At 41.8% G+C, this 17,379-nt stretch carries 19 protein-coding genes; 10 read left to right on the top strand and 9 right to left on the bottom strand.

Annotated features, from left to right (window positions below):
- Positions 1-3 precede the first annotated feature (3 nt).
- Genes FG28_RS12305 through FG28_RS12295 form a run of 3 tightly spaced genes read left to right on the top strand, consistent with a single transcriptional unit; the run spans position 4 to position 2,749 of the window.
- The gene (locus FG28_RS12305) at positions 4-1,464 is read left to right on the top strand and encodes an NAD(P)/FAD-dependent oxidoreductase (protein WP_036386536.1); all 1,461 of its coding nucleotides are present in this window, start codon (positions 4-6) and stop codon (positions 1,462-1,464) included.
- On the top strand, positions 1,461-2,303 hold the full coding sequence (locus FG28_RS12300) for a phytoene/squalene synthase family protein (RefSeq protein WP_036383251.1): 843 nt from the start codon (positions 1,461-1,463) through the stop codon (positions 2,301-2,303). The genes FG28_RS12305 and FG28_RS12300 overlap by 4 nt, the downstream gene beginning before the upstream one ends.
- Positions 2,300-2,749 carry a sterol desaturase family protein gene (locus FG28_RS12295; protein ID WP_036383248.1) on the top strand — a complete coding sequence of 150 codons (450 nt, stop codon included), beginning with the start codon at positions 2,300-2,302 and terminating at the stop codon, positions 2,747-2,749. The genes FG28_RS12300 and FG28_RS12295 overlap by 4 nt, the downstream gene beginning before the upstream one ends.
- Position 2,750: 1 nt before the next feature.
- Here FG28_RS12295 and FG28_RS12290 read toward each other — a convergent pair whose 3' ends face one another.
- The 6 genes from FG28_RS12290 to FG28_RS12265 all read right to left on the bottom strand — a co-directional run bounded on the left by FG28_RS12290 (position 2,751) and on the right by FG28_RS12265 (position 9,510).
- Complete coding sequence (locus FG28_RS12290) at positions 2,751-3,311, bottom strand: TlpA disulfide reductase family protein (RefSeq protein ID WP_036383246.1); 561 nt, start codon at positions 3,309-3,311, stop codon at positions 2,751-2,753.
- Positions 3,312-3,316: 5 nt separating this feature from the next.
- Positions 3,317-3,877 carry a TlpA disulfide reductase family protein gene (locus FG28_RS12285; RefSeq protein WP_081894357.1) on the bottom strand — a complete coding sequence of 187 codons (561 nt, stop codon included), beginning with the start codon at positions 3,875-3,877 and terminating at the stop codon, positions 3,317-3,319.
- Positions 3,878-3,956: 79 nt separating this feature from the next.
- On the bottom strand, positions 3,957-6,224 hold the full coding sequence (locus FG28_RS12280) for an aconitate hydratase (RefSeq protein WP_036383243.1): 2,268 nt from the start codon (positions 6,222-6,224) through the stop codon (positions 3,957-3,959).
- 101 nt (positions 6,225-6,325) lie between these two features.
- Complete coding sequence (locus FG28_RS12275) at positions 6,326-7,279, bottom strand: MoxR family ATPase (protein WP_036383240.1); 954 nt, start codon at positions 7,277-7,279, stop codon at positions 6,326-6,328.
- A 4-nt stretch (positions 7,280-7,283) separates the two neighbouring features.
- A complete protein-coding gene (locus FG28_RS12270) occupies positions 7,284-8,687 on the bottom strand; it encodes a peptidylprolyl isomerase (RefSeq protein WP_231562624.1) in 1,404 nt (467 codons plus the stop codon).
- A complete protein-coding gene (locus FG28_RS12265) occupies positions 8,671-9,510 on the bottom strand; it encodes a peptidyl-prolyl cis-trans isomerase (RefSeq protein ID WP_231562623.1) in 840 nt (279 codons plus the stop codon). The genes FG28_RS12270 and FG28_RS12265 overlap by 17 nt, the downstream gene beginning before the upstream one ends.
- 158 nt (positions 9,511-9,668) lie before the next feature.
- On the opposite strand from FG28_RS12265, the gene FG28_RS12260 reads away from it, so the two are divergent.
- Genes FG28_RS12260 through FG28_RS12245 form a run of 4 tightly spaced genes read left to right on the top strand, consistent with a single transcriptional unit; the run spans position 9,669 to position 12,041 of the window.
- The gene (locus FG28_RS12260) at positions 9,669-10,121 is read left to right on the top strand and encodes an SRPBCC family protein (protein ID WP_036383234.1); all 453 of its coding nucleotides are present in this window, start codon (positions 9,669-9,671) and stop codon (positions 10,119-10,121) included.
- A 4-nt stretch (positions 10,122-10,125) separates the two neighbouring features.
- Complete coding sequence (locus FG28_RS12255; protein WP_036383232.1) at positions 10,126-10,383, top strand: hypothetical protein; 258 nt, start codon at positions 10,126-10,128, stop codon at positions 10,381-10,383.
- Positions 10,384-10,401: 18 nt separating this feature from the next.
- The gene (locus FG28_RS12250) at positions 10,402-11,535 is read left to right on the top strand and encodes a serine hydrolase (protein WP_036383230.1); all 1,134 of its coding nucleotides are present in this window, start codon (positions 10,402-10,404) and stop codon (positions 11,533-11,535) included.
- Positions 11,532-12,041: an SRPBCC domain-containing protein gene (locus tag FG28_RS12245; protein WP_036383228.1), complete on the top strand. Its 510-nt coding sequence runs from the start codon at positions 11,532-11,534 to the stop codon at positions 12,039-12,041. The genes FG28_RS12250 and FG28_RS12245 overlap by 4 nt, the downstream gene beginning before the upstream one ends.
- A gap of 3 nt (positions 12,042-12,044) precedes the next feature.
- Here FG28_RS12245 and FG28_RS12240 read toward each other — a convergent pair whose 3' ends face one another.
- From FG28_RS12240 to rimO, 3 genes are all read right to left on the bottom strand, one after another.
- Positions 12,045-13,661 (bottom strand): Gfo/Idh/MocA family protein, encoded by a 1,617-nt coding sequence (locus FG28_RS12240; protein ID WP_036383225.1) that lies wholly within the window; start codon positions 13,659-13,661, stop codon positions 12,045-12,047.
- Positions 13,658-14,146: a DoxX family membrane protein gene (locus FG28_RS12235; protein ID WP_197062593.1), complete on the bottom strand. Its 489-nt coding sequence runs from the start codon at positions 14,144-14,146 to the stop codon at positions 13,658-13,660. The genes FG28_RS12240 and FG28_RS12235 overlap by 4 nt, the downstream gene beginning before the upstream one ends.
- A 99-nt stretch (positions 14,147-14,245) precedes the next feature.
- A complete protein-coding gene (gene rimO / locus FG28_RS12230; RefSeq protein ID WP_036383222.1) occupies positions 14,246-15,553 on the bottom strand; it encodes a 30S ribosomal protein S12 methylthiotransferase RimO in 1,308 nt (435 codons plus the stop codon).
- A gap of 174 nt (positions 15,554-15,727) precedes the next feature.
- On the opposite strand from rimO, the gene FG28_RS12225 reads away from it, so the two are divergent.
- The 3 genes from FG28_RS12225 (at position 15,728) to FG28_RS12215 (ending at position 17,334) form a co-directional block, all read left to right on the top strand.
- The gene (locus FG28_RS12225; protein ID WP_036383220.1) at positions 15,728-15,967 is read left to right on the top strand and encodes a type II toxin-antitoxin system ParD family antitoxin; all 240 of its coding nucleotides are present in this window, start codon (positions 15,728-15,730) and stop codon (positions 15,965-15,967) included.
- Entirely contained in the window at positions 15,960-16,247 is a 288-nt protein-coding gene (locus tag FG28_RS12220; protein ID WP_036383218.1) for a type II toxin-antitoxin system RelE/ParE family toxin, read from the top strand. Before FG28_RS12225 ends, FG28_RS12220 begins: the two co-directional genes overlap by 8 nt.
- A gap of 238 nt (positions 16,248-16,485) precedes the next feature.
- Entirely contained in the window at positions 16,486-17,334 is an 849-nt protein-coding gene (locus FG28_RS12215) for a DUF6624 domain-containing protein (protein WP_036383216.1), read from the top strand.
- Positions 17,335-17,379 lie beyond the last annotated feature (45 nt).

Here is a 17,379-nt window from a genome sequence, read left to right as displayed (position 1 = left end):
CGAATGAAAAAAGTCATTGTCATTGGTTCCGGTTTTTCTTCCCTTTCCACTTCTTGTTATTTGGCCAAGGCTGGTTTTGAAGTTGAAATCTTTGAAAAAAACAATTCCGTTGGTGGAAGGGCACGGCAACTGGTTAAAAATGGCTTCACCTTTGATATTGGTCCAAGTTGGTATTGGATGCCCGATATTTTTGATAAATTTTTTGCAGATTTTGGCAAAAAAACTTCACACTACTATCAACTGGATAAGTTGGATCCGGCTTACAAAGTTTTCTTTGAGGATGATGTGATCACCATTGGAGATTGTATGGATAAAATATGCGAGGAATTTGAACGGCTGGAATCTGGGAGCGGGGATCATTTGAAACGATTTATTGGACAGGCCCAGGAAAATTATGACATTGCCATCAACAAGGTAGTGTTGCGCCCCGGCCTATCGCCTTTGGAATTGGTGACGAAGGAAACGGTCCTTCGGGTTGATCAATTCTTCAAAACCATCAGTCAAGAAGTACGCAAACGCTTTAAAAACCCAAAACTGATCTCCACTTTGGAGTTTCCAGTACTTTTTTTGGGTGCAAAGCCCAGCAATACTCCTTCATTCTACAACTTTATGAATTTTGCCGATTTCGGTTTAGGCACTTGGCATCCCAGAGGTGGCATGTATGAAATCATAAAGGCCATGAAAAGTCTGGCCGAAGAACTGGGTGTAAAGATTCATGTGAACAGTCCAGTGGATAAAATCATCGTGTCGGACAAAGAAGTGTTGGGCATTCGAAGTAGTGGTCAAAACCATTTGGCGGATTATGTGGTGAGCGGGGCAGATTATCATCATTCCGAAACACTGTTGGATGCAAAGTACAGACAGTATTCAGAAGACTATTGGGAGAAAAAAACCTATGCACCTTCTTCCCTACTATTTTACATTGGTTTTGACAAAAAGTTGCAAAATATAGAACACCACAACCTCTTTTTTGATACCGATTTTGAAAAACATGCCCAAGAAATTTATGATGAACCGCAATGGCCTTCGGAACCTTTATTTTATGCCAATTTTCCATCGGTGACCGATGCATCCATGGCACCAAATAGCTGTGAAACCGGATTTTTTCTGGTGCCCATTGCCCCAGGATTGGAGGATACACCACAATTGCGCGAACAATATTTTGACGTGATAATGGACCGATTTGAAAAAAGAACCCACCAACATGTCAAAGATTCCATTATATTTAAAGAAAGTTTCTGTATAAACGATTTTGTTGAACAGTACAATTCCTACAAAGGAAATGCCTACGGTTTGGCCAACACACTTCGGCAAACCGCTTTTTTAAGACCTAACCTCAAAAGTAGCAAGGTAAAGAACCTGTTCTTTACCGGTCAGCTTACCGTTCCGGGACCAGGGGTGCCACCGGCACTCATCTCGGGGAAATTGGTTTCTGATTTAATCATTAAAAACCTAAAAGGATGAAAACTATTTTTGACAATGTATCCTACAACTGCAGCAAGATTGTTACCCAATCCTACAGCACCTCTTTTGCCCTGGCCACCAAAATGTTGGCCCCTTCCATTAGAGCAGATATTTACAACATCTACGGATTTGTCCGTTTTGCCGATGAAATTGTGGATACCTTCCATGACTACAACAAAGAACAGCTTTTTAATGATTTTGAAAGCGATATGGAACAGGCCATTGCCAGCAAAATTAGTTTAAATCCTATTTTAAATTCGTTCCAGCATACCTATCACAAATATGACATTCCACACCATTTGGTGGAATCGTTTATGAAAAGTATGCGGATGGATTTGACCAAAAAGAGGTATGAGACCTTCGATGAGTATAGAGATTATATTTATGGTTCTGCAGACGTGGTAGGGTTGATGTGCCTCTGCGTCTTTGTCAATGGAAACAAAGAAAAATATGAGGAATTGAAGGAATCTGCCATGGCGCTGGGTTCCGCCTTTCAAAAAGTAAACTTCCTAAGGGATTTGAAAGCAGATCATGAAGACCTTAACCGTACCTATTTCCCCAATACCAATTTGATGGAATTGGATGAAGCCTCCAAAAAACGCATCGTAAACGAAATCAAAGCTGATTTTGCCATTGGGTATTCTGGCATTATAAAACTCCCTGAACAAGCCAAATTTGGGGTCTATACGGCCTATTGCTATTACAAAAAACTGTTGAATAAGTTACAGAACACTCCCCCCCTGGAAATAAAAAATGCCCGTATCCGTGTGCCCAATTACCAAAAATTTGGACTTTTGGCACAATCCTACCTAAATTATAAACTACAATTGGTACAATGAAAATAGCACTTTGGATAGGAATTTTTTTGGCTACATTCTGTTTTATGGAATTCATGGCGTGGTTTACCCATAAATATGTAATGCATGGATTTCTATGGAGCCTCCATAGGGACCATCATAAAAAAGACCACGACTCTTGGTTTGAGCGAAACGATGCCTTTTTCTTGTTCTACGCTGTGGTTAGCATGACCTTATTCTTCTTGGGCAACTACACTTGGTTCTGGTACGGATGGCCGCTGGGATTTGGCATTTTAGCCTACGGGATCGCTTATTTTCTGGTGCATGATATTTTCATCCACCAACGCTTTAAGATATTCAGAAATGCCAACAATTGGTATGCCCGTGGTGTACGTCGTGCCCATAAAATGCACCATAAACATTTGGGCAAGGAAGATGGAGAGTGCTTTGGGATGCTCTTTGTTCCCTTTAAATACTTTAAAAAATAAGCTATTCCAGAAGAAGGCTGTCCAAAAGTGTTCTTGTGTGCGTTGAATTCCAATTGACGGCCCCTTTTTCATCCACCACAATTTTACCCGATTTGCTGATAACATAGGTAGCGGGAATGCTTTTCGAAATTAATTCATCAGGAGTTCGGGATGTTTCAAAATAAACGGGGAGGTGATATCCTTTTTTTTCCAGAAAAGTCGATACTTTATCACGCTCATCGCTGGCCACAAAAGCAAAAGCCACCTTATCTCCATAATCTTCATGCAGATCAACCAAACTGGGTAGCTCGGCAATACAAGGTGGACACCAAGTAGCCCAAAAATTGACCAATACCACTTCTCCTTTTTTGGATTGAAAATCCATTCGTTTGCCTTCTGCGGTCACCAAGTTCCAATGGTAATTCTTGAGCGTATTTTGTTCATCAACCTCAACCACATCCGCACTGGTAGCGATAAGTTTGCTCACCAAAACCTTAAGATGGAACCCAACTGGGGTAAAAATGATCAAAACAATGGCTAAAATCCAAATGCCATTACTGATCTGTTCCTTGGAAAGTCTCATAACGTTTATTCAGCAATAAGTTCGTCCAACAGTTTGTAAATTTTGCGATTGCTCCAATCGGCAATCCCCTCTTTGTGAATGACAATATTCCCAGATTTATCAATGAGATATGAGGAAGGTACTTTTTCTGGACTGATGGGCATTTTCTCACCAATTATTAGATATGTAACTGGAAATGTAAATTCGTGTTCTTCCATGAATGCTTCCACTGGAGGTCTATCCTCATTGGTAATGATGTAGAAATCCATCTTACCCTTGTATTGGTCGTAAAGATCCTGAATACTTGCAAGTTCTGCTTCACTGGGCAATCGCCAAGAAGCCCACAGATTGATAAAGACTACATTTCCCTTTGATTTTTCAAAATTGAAAAAGTCCCAATCCTCGTCTTTCAGCCGCCAATCGTAGTCGTTGATTTTTTCCTGTTGGGATTCTTCGATCACTGGAGGTGAAAAAGCAAGCAATCGATTCAGGAATATTTTGCCATAATGGCCCAAAGGGGTTACAAAAAAAGAGAGTACAAAAAGGATTAACAGAATATTGAGTACGGTCTTTTTACTGATTTTCATTCTTTGGATTTGGGTTAAAATTAAAAACTCCTGATATCTTGCCAATATCAGGAGTTTTATTGAATAATCTTAAAAAAATTTAAGCATTCTCTTTTTTGATAAGGTTCAAGGCAGAGCCTTCATTGAACCATTTTATCTGTGCATTATTGTACGAATGATTCACTTTTATGGTATCCTTACTGCCATCTGCATGGACAATCTCTATGGTCAAAGGCTTGTCTGGAGCAAAGGCATCTATATCCAAGAAATTAAAGGTATCATCTTCCTGAATAAGGTCATAATCGTTTTCATTGACAAAGGTCAAAGCCAACATTCCCTGTTTTTTCAGGTTGGTCTCGTGAATCCTTGCAAACGATTTTACTAACACAGCCGCCACACCCAAATGTCTGGGTTGCATGGCTGCATGCTCTCTGGAAGACCCTTCGCCATAATTATGATCACCCACAACAATGGTTTTGATTCCAGCTTTCTTGTAAGCTCTTTGTGCATCAGGAACTCCTTCGTATTCGCCCGTCAACTGATTCTTCACAAAATTGGTTTTTTGGTTGAATGCATTGACTGCACCAATCAAAGTGTTGTTGGCGATATTATCCAAATGCCCTCTAAAACGCAACCACGGTCCTGCCATGGAAATGTGGTCTGTGGTACATTTTCCGAAAGCTTTGATCAACAGCTTCATCCCTTGAAGACTTGCTGGAGTGATGGGTTCAAAGGGTTCCAACAATTGCAATCTTTCAGAGCCTTCGGCAACGACCACATCTACCTTACTTCCATCTTCAACAGGGTCTACATAACCATTGTCTTTCACTTCAAAACCTTTTGGAGGCAATTCCCATCCTGTTGGCTCATCCAACATCACTTCTTCTCCATCCTCATTGATTAATTTGTCGGTCAATGGGTTAAAATCCAAACGACCCGCAATGGCAATGGCGGCTGTCATTTCTGGTGAAGCAACAAACGCGTGTGTGTTCGGGTTACCATCCGCGCGCTTTGCAAAGTTACGGTTGAAGGAATGCACGATACTGTTCTTTGGTGCGTTCTTTGGATCTTCATAACGGCCCCACTGACCAATACATGGTCCGCAAGCGTTGGTGAAAATCTTGGCATCCAATTTTTCAAATATTTGTAGAATACCGTCACGCTCGGTAGTATATCTCACCTGTTCCGAACCTGGGTTGATTCCAAATTCAGCTTTTGTCTTTAATTTTTTGTCCAATGCTTGTTGCGCAATGGAAGAAGCCCTAGACAAATCTTCATAGGAAGAGTTGGTACAGGAACCTATCAATCCCCATTCAACCGCCAATGGCCATCCATTTTTTTCGGCTTTTTCAGTCATGGTGCCCACTTCAGTGGCCAAATCTGGGGTAAAAGGACCATTGAGCAATGGCATCAATTCCGTTAAGTTGATTTCAATTACCTGGTCAAAATAATCCTCAGGGTTTGCATACACCTCAGGGTCCGCCGTTAAGTGTTCTTTTACTTTATTGGCCTCATCAGCAACATCTTCCCTATCGGTAGCTCTTAGGTAACGCTCCATGGATTCGTCATAGCCAAAGGTTGATGTAGTTGCGCCGATCTCGGCACCCATGTTGCAGATGGTTCCTTTACCGGTACATGACATTGAGGTTGCTCCTGGACCAAAATATTCCACAATGGCTCCTGTTCCACCTTTTACAGTAAGAATTTCGGCCACTTTTAGAATAACATCCTTGGGCGCGGTCCATCCAGATAGTTTCCCTGTCAATTTAACCCCTATCAACTTAGGGAACTTCAATTCCCAAGCCATTCCGGCCATAACATCCACTGCATCGGCTCCACCAACACCAATGGCCACCATTCCCAACCCACCGGCATTTACGGTGTGCGAGTCGGTTCCAATCATCATTCCGCCAGGGAATGCGTAGTTTTCCAAAACCACTTGGTGAATAATACCAGCTCCGGGTTTCCAGAATCCTATTCCATATTTATTGGATACGGACCCAAGGAAATCAAATACTTCCTTACTGGTCTCGTTGGCATGCTTTAAGTCTGATGCAGCACCATCCTTGGCCTGAATCAAGTGGTCGCAATGCACGGTTGTGGGCACGGCCACTTTATCTTTACCTGCCTGCATAAACTGCAACAGAGCCATCTGTGCTGTGGCATCTTGGCAAGCTATTCTATCTGGGGCAAAATCAACATAATCCTTTCCTCTAATAAATTCCTTGGTGGGCATTCCATCCCATAAATGTGAATACAATATTTTCTCCGCAAGGGTAAGCGGTTTCCCCACCAACTCCCGGGCCTTGTCCACACGCTCCCCCATGGAAGCGTAGACGCCCTTAATCATGTCAATATCAAATGCCATTCTATAATCGAGTTTTAAGATTTTAGTAATTTTGTAAATTTACTAAAATACCTACGATTTCGGAATTAGAATTGGCTTAAATAGTAGAGAAGATTTGATATTTACAACAATTCCGAGATAATCCGTTCCTCAGAAATTCCCTCGGCCTCCGCCTTGTAGTTTTTTAGGATTCTATGGCGAAGAATTCCCAATGACACTGCTTTTACATCCTCAATGTCCGGAGAAAATTTTCCGTGTATGGCAGCATGGGCTTTTGCGGCAAGCACAAGGTTTTGGGATGCTCGTGGTCCTGCGCCCCAATCCACATAATTGTTTACAAAATCTGATGCTCCTTCCAAAACGGGCCGTGTGCTATGCACCAATCGAACGGTGTAATCCACCACATTGTCCGGCACAGGGATTCTCCGTACCAAATGTTGCACTTCAATAATTTCATCGGCAGTGAAAAGGGTTTCGATTTCAACCTCATCATCCGTTGTGGTGGATTTTACCACTTGGATTTCCTCCGCAATGGATGGATACTGCAGTTCAATAGCGAACATAAAACGGTCCAACTGGGCCTCTGGCAGTGGATAGGTCCCCTCCTGCTCAATAGGATTCTGGGTAGCCAATACAAAATAAGGACGATTGAGCTTATATTGTTTTCCCGCAATGGTCACGGCCCGTTCTTGCATGGCCTCCAAAAGGGCAGCTTGGGTCTTGGGTGGTGTCCGGTTGATCTCATCCGCTAAGATGATGTTTCCAAAAACAGGGCCCATGATAAATTTAAAGTTCCGGTTTTGATCTAAAACTTCACTCCCTAAAATGTCGCTGGGCATCAAGTCCGGGGTAAACTGTATGCGTTTAAAATCGAGCCCCAAAGTCTGTGCAATGGTATTGACCATTAGCGTCTTTGCCAAACCCGGAACTCCAATCAGCAGCGAATGCCCCCCAGTATAAATGGAGAGCAAAATCTGTTCGATTACCTTTTCTTGGCCCACTATGACCTTGGCAATCTCTTTTTTTAAGGCTTTATGTTTTTTTACAAGATTTTCAACGGCTGTAACGTCTGACATGTATTTATTCCTTTACCCAGTTGTTTGCAAAATCGCAGTCCTTGTTTTCGGTGTTTACGTGGATATAGGTGTCCTCTATATGTTCATCCATCCATTCTTTGATTGCCTTGAACTGTTTCTCGCGAAGTGCCAATTCTTGAATCTTTAGGTAGTCTTTTGCAAAATCCGCCTTATGCTCATCAAAACGGTTGGAAATCTTCATGATCTTGAACTTTGGTGCCCCTCCCCTAGGATCATCCTCGCGGATGGGTTTTGATATTTCACCATCCTTTATGTTCCGTACTTGATTGTAGAGTGTGGGGTCCATTTTGGTCAATTCAAAACGGGAGTCAAAATTGATAGGGTTCCGTAACAGTCCACCATCAAACTTGGTCTCTTTCTCATCCGAAAAATTTAGCGCAGCCTCGGCAAAGGTATATTTGCCATCCAAAATCTGTTGGCGAATGGTATCCAACTCCTGCACAGCTTTTTCAATGGATTCTTTGGGAATTTCAGGTATCAACAAAATATGCCTAAGATCAACTTCTTGACCTCTAATTTTCTCAATATAGATGATGTGATATCCAAAATCGGTCTTGAAGGGTTCAGAAATCTCACCTTCCTGAAGACTGAACGCCACATCCTTAAATTCCTTAACGAAAGGCGTTTCACGAGTCATGCTGTAAAATCCTCCCTTGGATTTTGACCCAGGGTCTTGGGAATACAGAATGGCCTTAACATTGAAACTGGCATCATTTTCAAGCACATCCTGTCTGATTTCCTTTAGTTGATTGATGACCTTCTGTTTTTCCTCCTCTGGTGCCTCTGGTTGCTTTACAATCTGGGCAATCTCCAATTCAGCACCAAAAACTGGTCTTTCATCCTCTGGAATCTTATTGAAAAACTGGCGTACTTCTTCCGGGGTCACTTCAATTTCCTCAACAATCTTGCTCTGCATTTTTTCGGAGAGCATGCGTAGTTTGTTGATTTCAAAGAGTTCTTGCCTAAAGCTTTCCATGTCTGGTTTGTTGTAGTACTTCAGCATTTTTTCCACACTACCAATCTGTTGGGTGAGTTGCTGAATCTGCCCATCGCTTGTGGCATTTACCTGATCATCGGAAACCAATAAACTATCCTGTACTGCTTGGTGCGCGTACAATCGGTCTTCCATCAATTTCCCCAAAAGACTGCAACGGGTAATGTCTTGGGTTGATGCACCCTGACTTTTTAAATCGATCAAGGTTTTGTCAATGTCCGATTCCAAAATCACATAATCCCCAATAACCGCAGCAATACCATCCAATTTCACTTTGTTGGAGTTACTGGTGGTGTCATTAACTGCCATGGATTCGTCCAAATCTTGTGCTCGCAGCATACCTATGGCGGCAAAAACGGCCATGGCCGTTACAATTCTATTTTTCTTTGTCATAAACCTCAAATTCATTCTTCTTAATAGCTTCATCTATAATCTCGGTTTCAAGTTTTTTTACATAATCCAACCTTCGTCGGTTCAAAATAAGTTGCCGTATATCCGGAGCAATGTACTCAAAGGGAGCCGTGTCATTGACTTCCAACACATTGGTCACCATTCCCAAATATACCTCTAACGAATCTTGTAACTCAAAAAATTGTGATTTTTTTAAGTAGGTCGCCTCATTTACAGGAGTTAAGGGTGGTATTTCTTCAATGACCCTGGAGGCACTTACCCAAATGGAATCATTGAAATGCATTTTTTTGAACTGTACGGCAATGGAATCCAAATAGGTCTTATCACTTTGTTTCCAATCCCTGATCCGTGCCTTTACTTGATCCTTGTCCAAAAATTGTTCGGACATACCCACAAACCGCAGTTGTACCAACTTTTCGTTGAGTTTAAAGTTTTCCTTTTCCCGCTCATAGTATTGTTGAAGCTGGGAGTTGGTCACTGCCGTATCCTGGGCTTGGAGCACCAATGCCTCAATATAGGCCCTTGTATACAAATCCGAGCGGTAGTTGGACACCAAACGATCAAATTCCGCCAATTTCTCTTCGGACAGATTAATTTTTGATTTGGACAACAACAATTGTTTGGAAGCCCAGTTGTTGATATAATCCGTAACAAACAAGGTGCTGTCTTCGGCGGACATATCATCACGGATAAGGGAAGCAATGTCTTCCTTGTATAAGTAGGTATCACCAACCCTGGCCAGTGGTTCCCGCTCTTCCTCCTTATTAAAAAGGCCTTCGCAGGATGAAACCAAAAGAGCACCCATGACGCAAAGTAGGAAAAGACTATTTTTTTGGAGCGTAAGCATTCCGCAAAAATAACAATTACAAAATCCCTTACAAGTAGGTTCCTTTCTCATTAACAGATTTTTAGTAGGCCATTCCTTCAAAGAAATTATTACATTAGTGCAAAACCAATCAAAAAATGAAGTATACCACGGAAATTATTGTTGAGCTCCCCCGTGATGAGTTTATCAAAAAACTTGATGACCCCGAGAACATGAAGCACTGGCAACGAGGACTTGTGGGTTATGAACAACTTTCAAAAAATCCGGGGCAGGAAGGTGCACAGATGGCCCTGAGTTACACAATGGGCAATCGAAAAATGGACATGGTGGAGACCATTATAAAAAGAAATCTTCCCGAAGAAATGCATACCACCTACGATACCAAAGGTGTACATAACATTCAAAAAAACTATTTTAAAGAGGAAGATGGTAAAACCCGGTGGGTTTCGGAAAGTGAATTCCACTTTTCAGGCTTTGGCATGAAACTAATGGGTTTTTTAATGCCAGGGGCATTTAAAAAACAGTCCAAAAAATATATGGAAGATTTTAAGGCCTTCGCCGAAAACGGAACCTCTGTTAAAGACCTTTAGCATCATGGAAAAAGCTTTAGACCGAAAAATTAAACTGATTTGGGATTTCAGGGGACCCAGTGCAGCGAGCATTGCGCAGCACTATCAAAAGCACCTTGAAGAGTTTATCGTGATTGAAGAGTTGAAATTTGATATTACCGGAGTGGAACACTTTAGCCCAGCACATAGTACAACATTTCTTGTGGTAGCCGAATTTGAACTGAAAGAAGTACGAGATATTCTAAAGCCGCATAGAGGCGAAATTTATGTAGACAAACACTGAACAAATCCAACATCCATCATGTGGGGCAGGTTTATATTTTTTGGGTTGATGCTCTTTGCAGCCTCCTGCAGCAGTGTCAATTACACAGACCCTTTGGAGAAAGCACTCAGCTCAGAAAGTCCATTGATCACTCGGGTGATGGACAACCTAAAGGCGCATGAACTCCAAATACGGTACACCCAGATAGACCGAAGGAACGACAGTATCTTTTTTACCGATTTTGATTTTCAAGTAAATCCTGACAACTATTTTTATCCAGCCAGTACCGCCAAATTTCCTTCAGCCGTGGCCACTCTTGAAAAATTAAACGAAATTGATTCCCTTTCCATGCACACCCGGTTCTATGTGGAAGGTGATGCTGTGGAAACCACCTTTGCCAAGGCCATTTCAGAAATCTTTGCGGTTTCGGACAATGCCGCCAACAACCGACTGATTGAATTTTTAGGGCAGGACGACCTCAACAAACGTATGCGGAACAGAGGCGTACAGCCTATCCGAATTGCCCATAGACTGTCTGCACCAAATGGGGATGATGTAACCACCAAACCCTTGATCGTTTATTTGAACGATTCCACAACGGTTTTGAGCAAGCCTATCATCAACACCCCTGCAAAACCACTAAAACTGCGAAGAATAAAAAAGGGGAAAGCGTATTATGAAGATGATTTGCTTCAGAAGGAACCCTTTAATTTCTCCCTAAAAAACTATTTCCCCATCCAATCCCAGAACGCATTGCTGAAACGCATCATTTTTCCGGAAGCCTTTCCCAAAGAACAGCGATTTAACCTGAGCGTAGAACAACGTAATTTTTTGTTGGAGGCCATGCATACCCTTCCCGCCAAATTGGGGTACGACCCGGAGGAATATTACGACAGCTATGTAAAATTTTTCATGTTTGGAGATAGCTATGACCCTATGCCCGAGCACATCAAAATATATAACAAAGTGGGATATGCCTACGGCACCCTAACCGACTGCGCCTATATTCAGGATACCAAAAACAACATCGATTTTATCATCAATGCCACCATTTTGGTGAACAGCAATGAAATTTTTAACGATGACGATTACAATTACGATGAAGTAGGCAGTCCATTTTTGGCGCAGTTGGGTCGCGAATTATATGAGTACGAATTTAAACGAAAGCGATGAGCAAGTTGACATTTGACCAGTTTACCAAAAAGATTTTCATTAAGGCACCCAAAGAAAAACTCTATTGGTGTTGGGGCACTTCCGAAGGTATAACGTCCTGGTTTTTGAGTGAGGCCATTTATACTTCGGAAGGGAAGGAACGAAAGCCCGATGAAAATGTTCAAGCAGGGGACGAATACATTTGGAGATGGCACAATTGGGACGGGCAAGAAACCGGAAGGGTACTAGAGGCCAACGGAACCGATTTTTTGGAGATTACCTTTGCGAACAGTAAGGTTTCGGTGACACTCGAAGACCATGACAATGCCGTACTTCTTATTTTAAGGCAGCATGAAATTCCAACGGATGAGGACAGCAAATTGAACATTCACCATGGTTGTAGCAATGGCTGGACATTTTGGCTGGCCAACCTCAAGGCCTATTTGGAACATGGGATACTCCTCAACGAAACAGAGTTCGATTTGAGAAATATCCCATTATCCGGATTTGAATTTGTAAACATGTAGTACCTACCCCACCAGCTTAGAATCTGGGTGCCAATTGCCATTGCCCAAAAGCACTTGGTCAAAATCGATGCCTTCAATGGGTTTCAATGTCTCGGTCTCGGCATCCCATTCAATCTTACGGCCCAATTTCCATGAAAGTCCGGCCATGTGGGCAGAAATAGCTTCATCAAACCCTTCATTAATGCCACAACTCACTTTTCCGCCATTTTTAATGACGCTCAACCACTCCCGCATGTGCAAAAAGGTAGAATCTACCCGGACCCCATCAATATAGGTCCACATGAGTCCTTTATCGGCAAAATATTGAGAGGTAGCGGAAGAAATGGCATCTGGCGCGTTGGTAGCTGGGTCATATTGGTATATTGGAACATTGGGGCTCATCTTTTCAGTTTCAATCATATCTGCGTAACGCGTTGATGCACCATCGGGCCAAACCGTTAGTTTGTTGCCCAACTCCATGGTAGCATCATGGCCCATGAGAATGGTAGGTCTGTTGAAACCATTGCCCAAAGTGGCACTGTAGCAGAAAGTCATTCCTTTTTCCTTGCCTTTTACCTGACTGCTTCCAGTGCTGAAATTGGGGAACTCCATATTTACTTGGATGACATCGGGCACATTTCTGCCGTCATTATGGGTATAAATACCTCCAGAAGCACTTACGGATGTGGGTATGCCCATATTCAACACGCAATTGAGTCGGTCATAATCGTGGGTCAACAAGTCACCTGAAAGTCCAGAGCCGTAGGCCCACCACTTTCGCCATCTGAAAAAATGGTTTTTGTTGAAAGGAATGGCTGGGGCCGAACCCAAAAACTGTTCCCAGTCAATGGTCTCTGGACTAGCTTTTTCATGGATATCGTAATTCCAAGCCCCATTGTCATCATTTCTATTGGTATTGGTCTGTATGAGGGACACATGGCCCAAGGTTCCTTTTTCCACAATGTCACGTGCGGTGCTGAAGCTCAAGGTTTGTCTATGCTGATGTCCCACAGCAAAAACGGCCTTGGAGTTTTGTGCAGCGGTACGTAAGCGGTACGTTTCCTCCACGGTGTGAGTCATAGGTTTTTCCACGTACACATGCACGTTATGGTTGAGGGCTTCAATGGACATTGGAGCGTGCCAGTGGTCTGGTGTGGCAATGACCACAGCATCCACATCCCCGCTCTGAATCATTTCCTTATAGGTATTGTATCTCTTGATGGGGTTATCGGGTGTTGCAAAAGCTTCAATGAAATTCGCCGCCCTAACATCGAATACATCGCAGATGCCCACCAATTTTACATTGAGTTTATCCTGTTTCAAAAAATCCTCCAAGGCATGATTGCTGGCATCTTCCTCAGCTGCCAAACGCATTTCTTCCATCCAAGCTGTGGTGGCATGGCCCAAAGACCTGCAGAGCTGTTCGCCCCGTATCCCAAAACCGATGATGCCCACACGAACGGGTTCACCTCCAATTTCTGGAACCGTTGGAGGTAATGAAGGCCTAATGTTCAATTGTTCCAAGATTTCCAAACGTTCTTTTTTGTTTGAAGTGGCGCTGATGGCGCCGGCCCACCAAACCGCACCTAAAATGGGGAGTCCCCCCAAGCCTTTCAATAAGTCCCTTCTAGTCCATTTCATGATTGTTCAATTTTGAGGTGTTCTTTTGTTTTTAAGTGGCCCAATCCAAAGAAATGACCCGTTGGATAGTAGTAAATCAAAATACAGCCGATAAGCTCAATAAGATTCTTGTTCACAAACCAATAATTGCCCTCCACATTGAGTTGTGCCAACCAAGGGAATGGAGGATGGGCCAAGTAGTAGAGTGCCAATAACCCTATTCCCACAACGGCGCCGAAGCGTTCCCAAAATCCCAAAAGGAAGGTTGCGCCTACCACTAGGAGTGCAATAATGTTCAATGCATCTACCCAACCTATAACTGATTCCCCTATCAGCAAAGCAAAAAAAGGTTTTAACGGGCCTTGGGCCGTAGCCAAATACCCAAAGGAAGTCCACTCGGGGTTATACAGTTTAATGACACCTTCATACAAAAAATGCCAGCCTATAAAAATTCGAAGAAATGTAACAACCAGGTTTACTTTTTCTTTGTTCAAAGCGTTGACCATAGCAGTGTGATTTAATGTTTACAATAACATCAAATCTACAAGCTAAAGCTAAAACGGACTATGACAAATATCAGTTGAATACGTCTAATCCACTGTCAATTAAACACTAACAGGTATACCATACAGGTCAAAATCTGAGGCCTCCGTAATCTCAATCTGGGTAAAATCACCAATTTTAACATAGTGTTTGGCCGCATCAATGAGCACTTCGTTGTCCACATCGGGAGAATCGTGTTCGGTACGACCCACAAAGTAGTTTCCTTCCTTCCGGTCAATGATACAACGAAATGTTTTTCCGATTTTTTCTTGATTGAGTTCCCACGAAATTTGGGATTGTATTTCCATGATCTCGTTGGCGCGTTCTTGTTTCACTTCCTCGGGAACATCGTCTTCCAAAGAATAGGCATGGGTATTTTCCTCATGACTGTAGGTGAAACAGCCCAAGCGTTCAAATCGCATTTCTTTTACCCAGTTTTTCAAGGTTTGGAAATCCTCCTCCGTCTCTCCGGGATACCCCACAATCAAAGTGGTTCTGATGGTCATTTCGGGAACAGCTTCCCTAAAATCTTGCAACAATTTGGTGGTTTTCGCATGGGTGGTTCCCCTGCGCATGCTCTTTAAAATTGGGTCGGCTATATGTTGTAAAGGAATATCGATGTAATTGCAGACTTTGGGCTCGTTTCGCATTACCTCCAAAACATCCATAGGAAATCCGGTAGGAAACGCATAATGTAATCGAATCCATTCTATACCCTCCACTTTGGCCAATTCTTGGAGCAATTCGGCCAAGTTTCGTTTTTTATAAAGGTCTAGTCCATAATACGTAAGGTCCTGGGCAATCAAAATCAGTTCTTTGACGCCTTTTGCGGCCAATTTCTCAGATTCTGCCACCAATTCTTCAATGGGCTTGCTCTTGTGCTTGCCCCGCATCAGGGGGATGGCACAAAACGAGCAAGGACGGTCACAACCTTCGGCAATTTTTAGGTAAGCGTAGTTTTTGGGCGTGGTCGTTAAACGTTCGCCCAACAATTCGTGTTTGTAATCGGCGCCCAAAGCTTTCAACAAATTTGGCAAGTCGCTGGTACCGAAATATTCGTCCACATTGGGAATTTCTTGTTGCAAATCTGGTTTGTAGCGTTCACTAAGGCATCCAGTCACAAAAACCTTGTCCACTTCCCCGGCTTCCTTCTTTTGAACGTACTCCAAAATGGTATTGACGCTCTCCTCTTTGGCATTGGCAATAAAACCACAGGTATTGATTACCACCACATTGCCTTCCTCTTCATGGACCACTTCTTTGTTGCTGGCACGCAATTGGCCCATCAACACTTCTGAATCGTAGACATTTTTGCTACAACCCAAGGTCACCACATTGATTTTATTCTTCTTCAGGGATTTTGTCCGCATAGTTGTTCTAAATGGTCTGCAAAAATACAATAAGACAGGGCATTCGGCGGAGTTATGGGAATATATTTATCTCTTGCAGTCCTAAAAATAAAACAACACCTCAATACGCAGGCCAATAGCTAAGGTTTGTGTGTGATTCATATTTGGTGTATTTTTACATCAAATAACACAGTTATGGCAAGACAAAGTATATCGTTTACAAAGCCAAATGACGAATGGCTAAAAAGCCAAGTGGACAATAATGAGTATTCGAGCAAAAGTGAGTTGGTCAACGACTTGATTAGACAAGCTCGAAAACAACAAATCCAAATTGACTGGATTCGTGCTAAAATAGAAAAAGCTGAAAATAGCGGGTTTACGAATGATAGCATAGAGGATATTCTAGCGCAATCGAAGTCTTCACTTGATGGCTAACTATCGATTAAGCAACGAGGCCAAAAATGACCTGATTCGGATTCACCACTACGGAGTCAAAAAATTTGGTATGACTCAAGCAGATAACTATTTCAACTCATTTTTTGAATATTTTAATCTAATTACGGAAAGACCCTTTTCATTTGAGTCAGTTGATCATATAAAAAAAGGGTATAGACGTTGCGTTTGCGGAACTGACAGTATTTATTTTAAAATAAATGAAAATAGTGTTGACATTATGGCTATTGTTGGAAGACAAGACTTGAATGAAAAATTATAAAAAATAACTGTAGCCAATAATTCATAACCGCAGTTACTGCAAATTCGACTATCCGCCAAAGGCGGACAAGCTGTCCGAATCCGCTCAGAATCGGCTTCACCGAATCTTCGATTTACTGGCCAGTTCTAAACCGAAAAATAGCAACTTAAAACCCGTAACTGATGGTTATACTAGACCGTGCCATTTAGACAAAGTAACAATCTAAGGCTTTATTCTTCATATAGTAAAAGAAACTTAGATGAAAAACCTATTATTCTTAAGTATCATCCTGTTTGGATTTAACGCATTTGGACAGACATGGGACGAACTTATTTACCAAGGAAAAAAGGAAAGAGCTAAGGGAAATTTTAAAAATGCTGGAGAATTAATTGCTAAAGGAGCCCAGCTAAAAGGAACTGATAACTTTGAACATTACTATTATGCGGCCATAATGTACGCAAATGCCAGTGAACTTGACTCTTCATTTAAATTGCTGGAAAAATGTATTGATGCTGGAATGTACGATTTAGCACGATGGGAAAGAAATAATCGACTGAAAGTACTTCATAAGGATGAAAGATGGAATGCGTTAAAAACTAAAATGAAAAAATCTGAACAAAAATATTCAGAAACTTTATCACATCCTGGATTAAGAAACGAGCTGAAACGGATGTGGAAAAAAGACCAAGATTTGGTTGGACAATGGGATAAACAAAAAATAATAGTTGACCAAAATACAGTTCGTTTAAATAAAATAATTAAACAATATGGATGGCCAAACCGTAGTATGATAGGAAAAGATGGTACTTGGATGGCCTGGGCCATAGCTCAACACTCTTATGACTTAAACTTTCAGAAAAAATGTTTAAAGTTATTAGAGAATACGCTTGATACTGCTGAACCAGAACCTGTTTTATTTGCTGAATTGAATGATCGTATCTGTAGGAACACTAATCAAAAACAAAAATTTGGTCAGGCAATTATTGAAGAAAACGGCATTAAAAAATTCTATCCCATAGAGAAAGAATCTGAAGTTGATGAAAGAAGAAAGTCTATAGGTTTGGAAAATCTAAAAGTATATGCAAATGAGAATTATGTTGAGTATTAAAAATAAGAACTGCCCATAACAATGGCCAAAGTAATGGTGCCGTTA

This window comes from Muricauda sp. MAR_2010_75 (assembly GCF_000745185.1).
Taxonomy (GTDB): Bacteria; Bacteroidota; Bacteroidia; order Flavobacteriales; family Flavobacteriaceae; genus Flagellimonas.
The sequence above is the reverse complement of the archived record's forward strand: the minus strand, read 5'-3'. Positions and strand labels throughout refer to the sequence as shown.

Bases quoted from the DNA above. Each gene is read 5' to 3' on its own strand.
- FG28_RS12305 (WP_036386536.1), top strand. From the start codon at position 4: ATGAAAAAAGTCATTGTCATTGGTTCCGGTTTTTCTTCCCTTTCCACT.
- FG28_RS12300 (WP_036383251.1), top strand. From the start codon at position 1,461: ATGAAAACTATTTTTGACAATGTATCCTACAACTGCAGCAAGATTGTT.
- FG28_RS12295 (WP_036383248.1), top strand. From the start codon at position 2,300: ATGAAAATAGCACTTTGGATAGGAATTTTTTTGGCTACATTCTGTTTT.
- FG28_RS12290 (WP_036383246.1), bottom strand. From the start codon at position 3,311: ATGAGACTTTCCAAGGAACAGATCAGTAATGGCATTTGGATTTTAGCC.
- FG28_RS12285 (WP_081894357.1), bottom strand. From the start codon at position 3,877: ATGAAAATCAGTAAAAAGACCGTACTCAATATTCTGTTAATCCTTTTT.
- FG28_RS12280 (WP_036383243.1), bottom strand. From the start codon at position 6,224: ATGGCATTTGATATTGACATGATTAAGGGCGTCTACGCTTCCATGGGG.
- FG28_RS12275 (WP_036383240.1), bottom strand. From the start codon at position 7,279: ATGTCAGACGTTACAGCCGTTGAAAATCTTGTAAAAAAACATAAAGCC.
- FG28_RS12270 (WP_231562624.1), bottom strand. From the start codon at position 8,687: ATGACAAAGAAAAATAGAATTGTAACGGCCATGGCCGTTTTTGCCGCC.
- FG28_RS12265 (WP_231562623.1), bottom strand. From the start codon at position 9,510: ATGGGTGCTCTTTTGGTTTCATCCTGCGAAGGCCTTTTTAATAAGGAG.
- FG28_RS12260 (WP_036383234.1), top strand. From the start codon at position 9,669: ATGAAGTATACCACGGAAATTATTGTTGAGCTCCCCCGTGATGAGTTT.
- FG28_RS12255 (WP_036383232.1), top strand. From the start codon at position 10,126: ATGGAAAAAGCTTTAGACCGAAAAATTAAACTGATTTGGGATTTCAGG.
- FG28_RS12250 (WP_036383230.1), top strand. From the start codon at position 10,402: ATGTGGGGCAGGTTTATATTTTTTGGGTTGATGCTCTTTGCAGCCTCC.
- FG28_RS12245 (WP_036383228.1), top strand. From the start codon at position 11,532: ATGAGCAAGTTGACATTTGACCAGTTTACCAAAAAGATTTTCATTAAG.
- FG28_RS12240 (WP_036383225.1), bottom strand. From the start codon at position 13,661: ATGAAATGGACTAGAAGGGACTTATTGAAAGGCTTGGGGGGACTCCCC.
- FG28_RS12235 (WP_197062593.1), bottom strand. From the start codon at position 14,146: ATGGTCAACGCTTTGAACAAAGAAAAAGTAAACCTGGTTGTTACATTT.
- rimO (WP_036383222.1), bottom strand. From the start codon at position 15,553: ATGCGGACAAAATCCCTGAAGAAGAATAAAATCAATGTGGTGACCTTG.
- FG28_RS12225 (WP_036383220.1), top strand. From the start codon at position 15,728: ATGGCAAGACAAAGTATATCGTTTACAAAGCCAAATGACGAATGGCTA.
- FG28_RS12220 (WP_036383218.1), top strand. From the start codon at position 15,960: ATGGCTAACTATCGATTAAGCAACGAGGCCAAAAATGACCTGATTCGG.
- FG28_RS12215 (WP_036383216.1), top strand. From the start codon at position 16,486: ATGAAAAACCTATTATTCTTAAGTATCATCCTGTTTGGATTTAACGCA.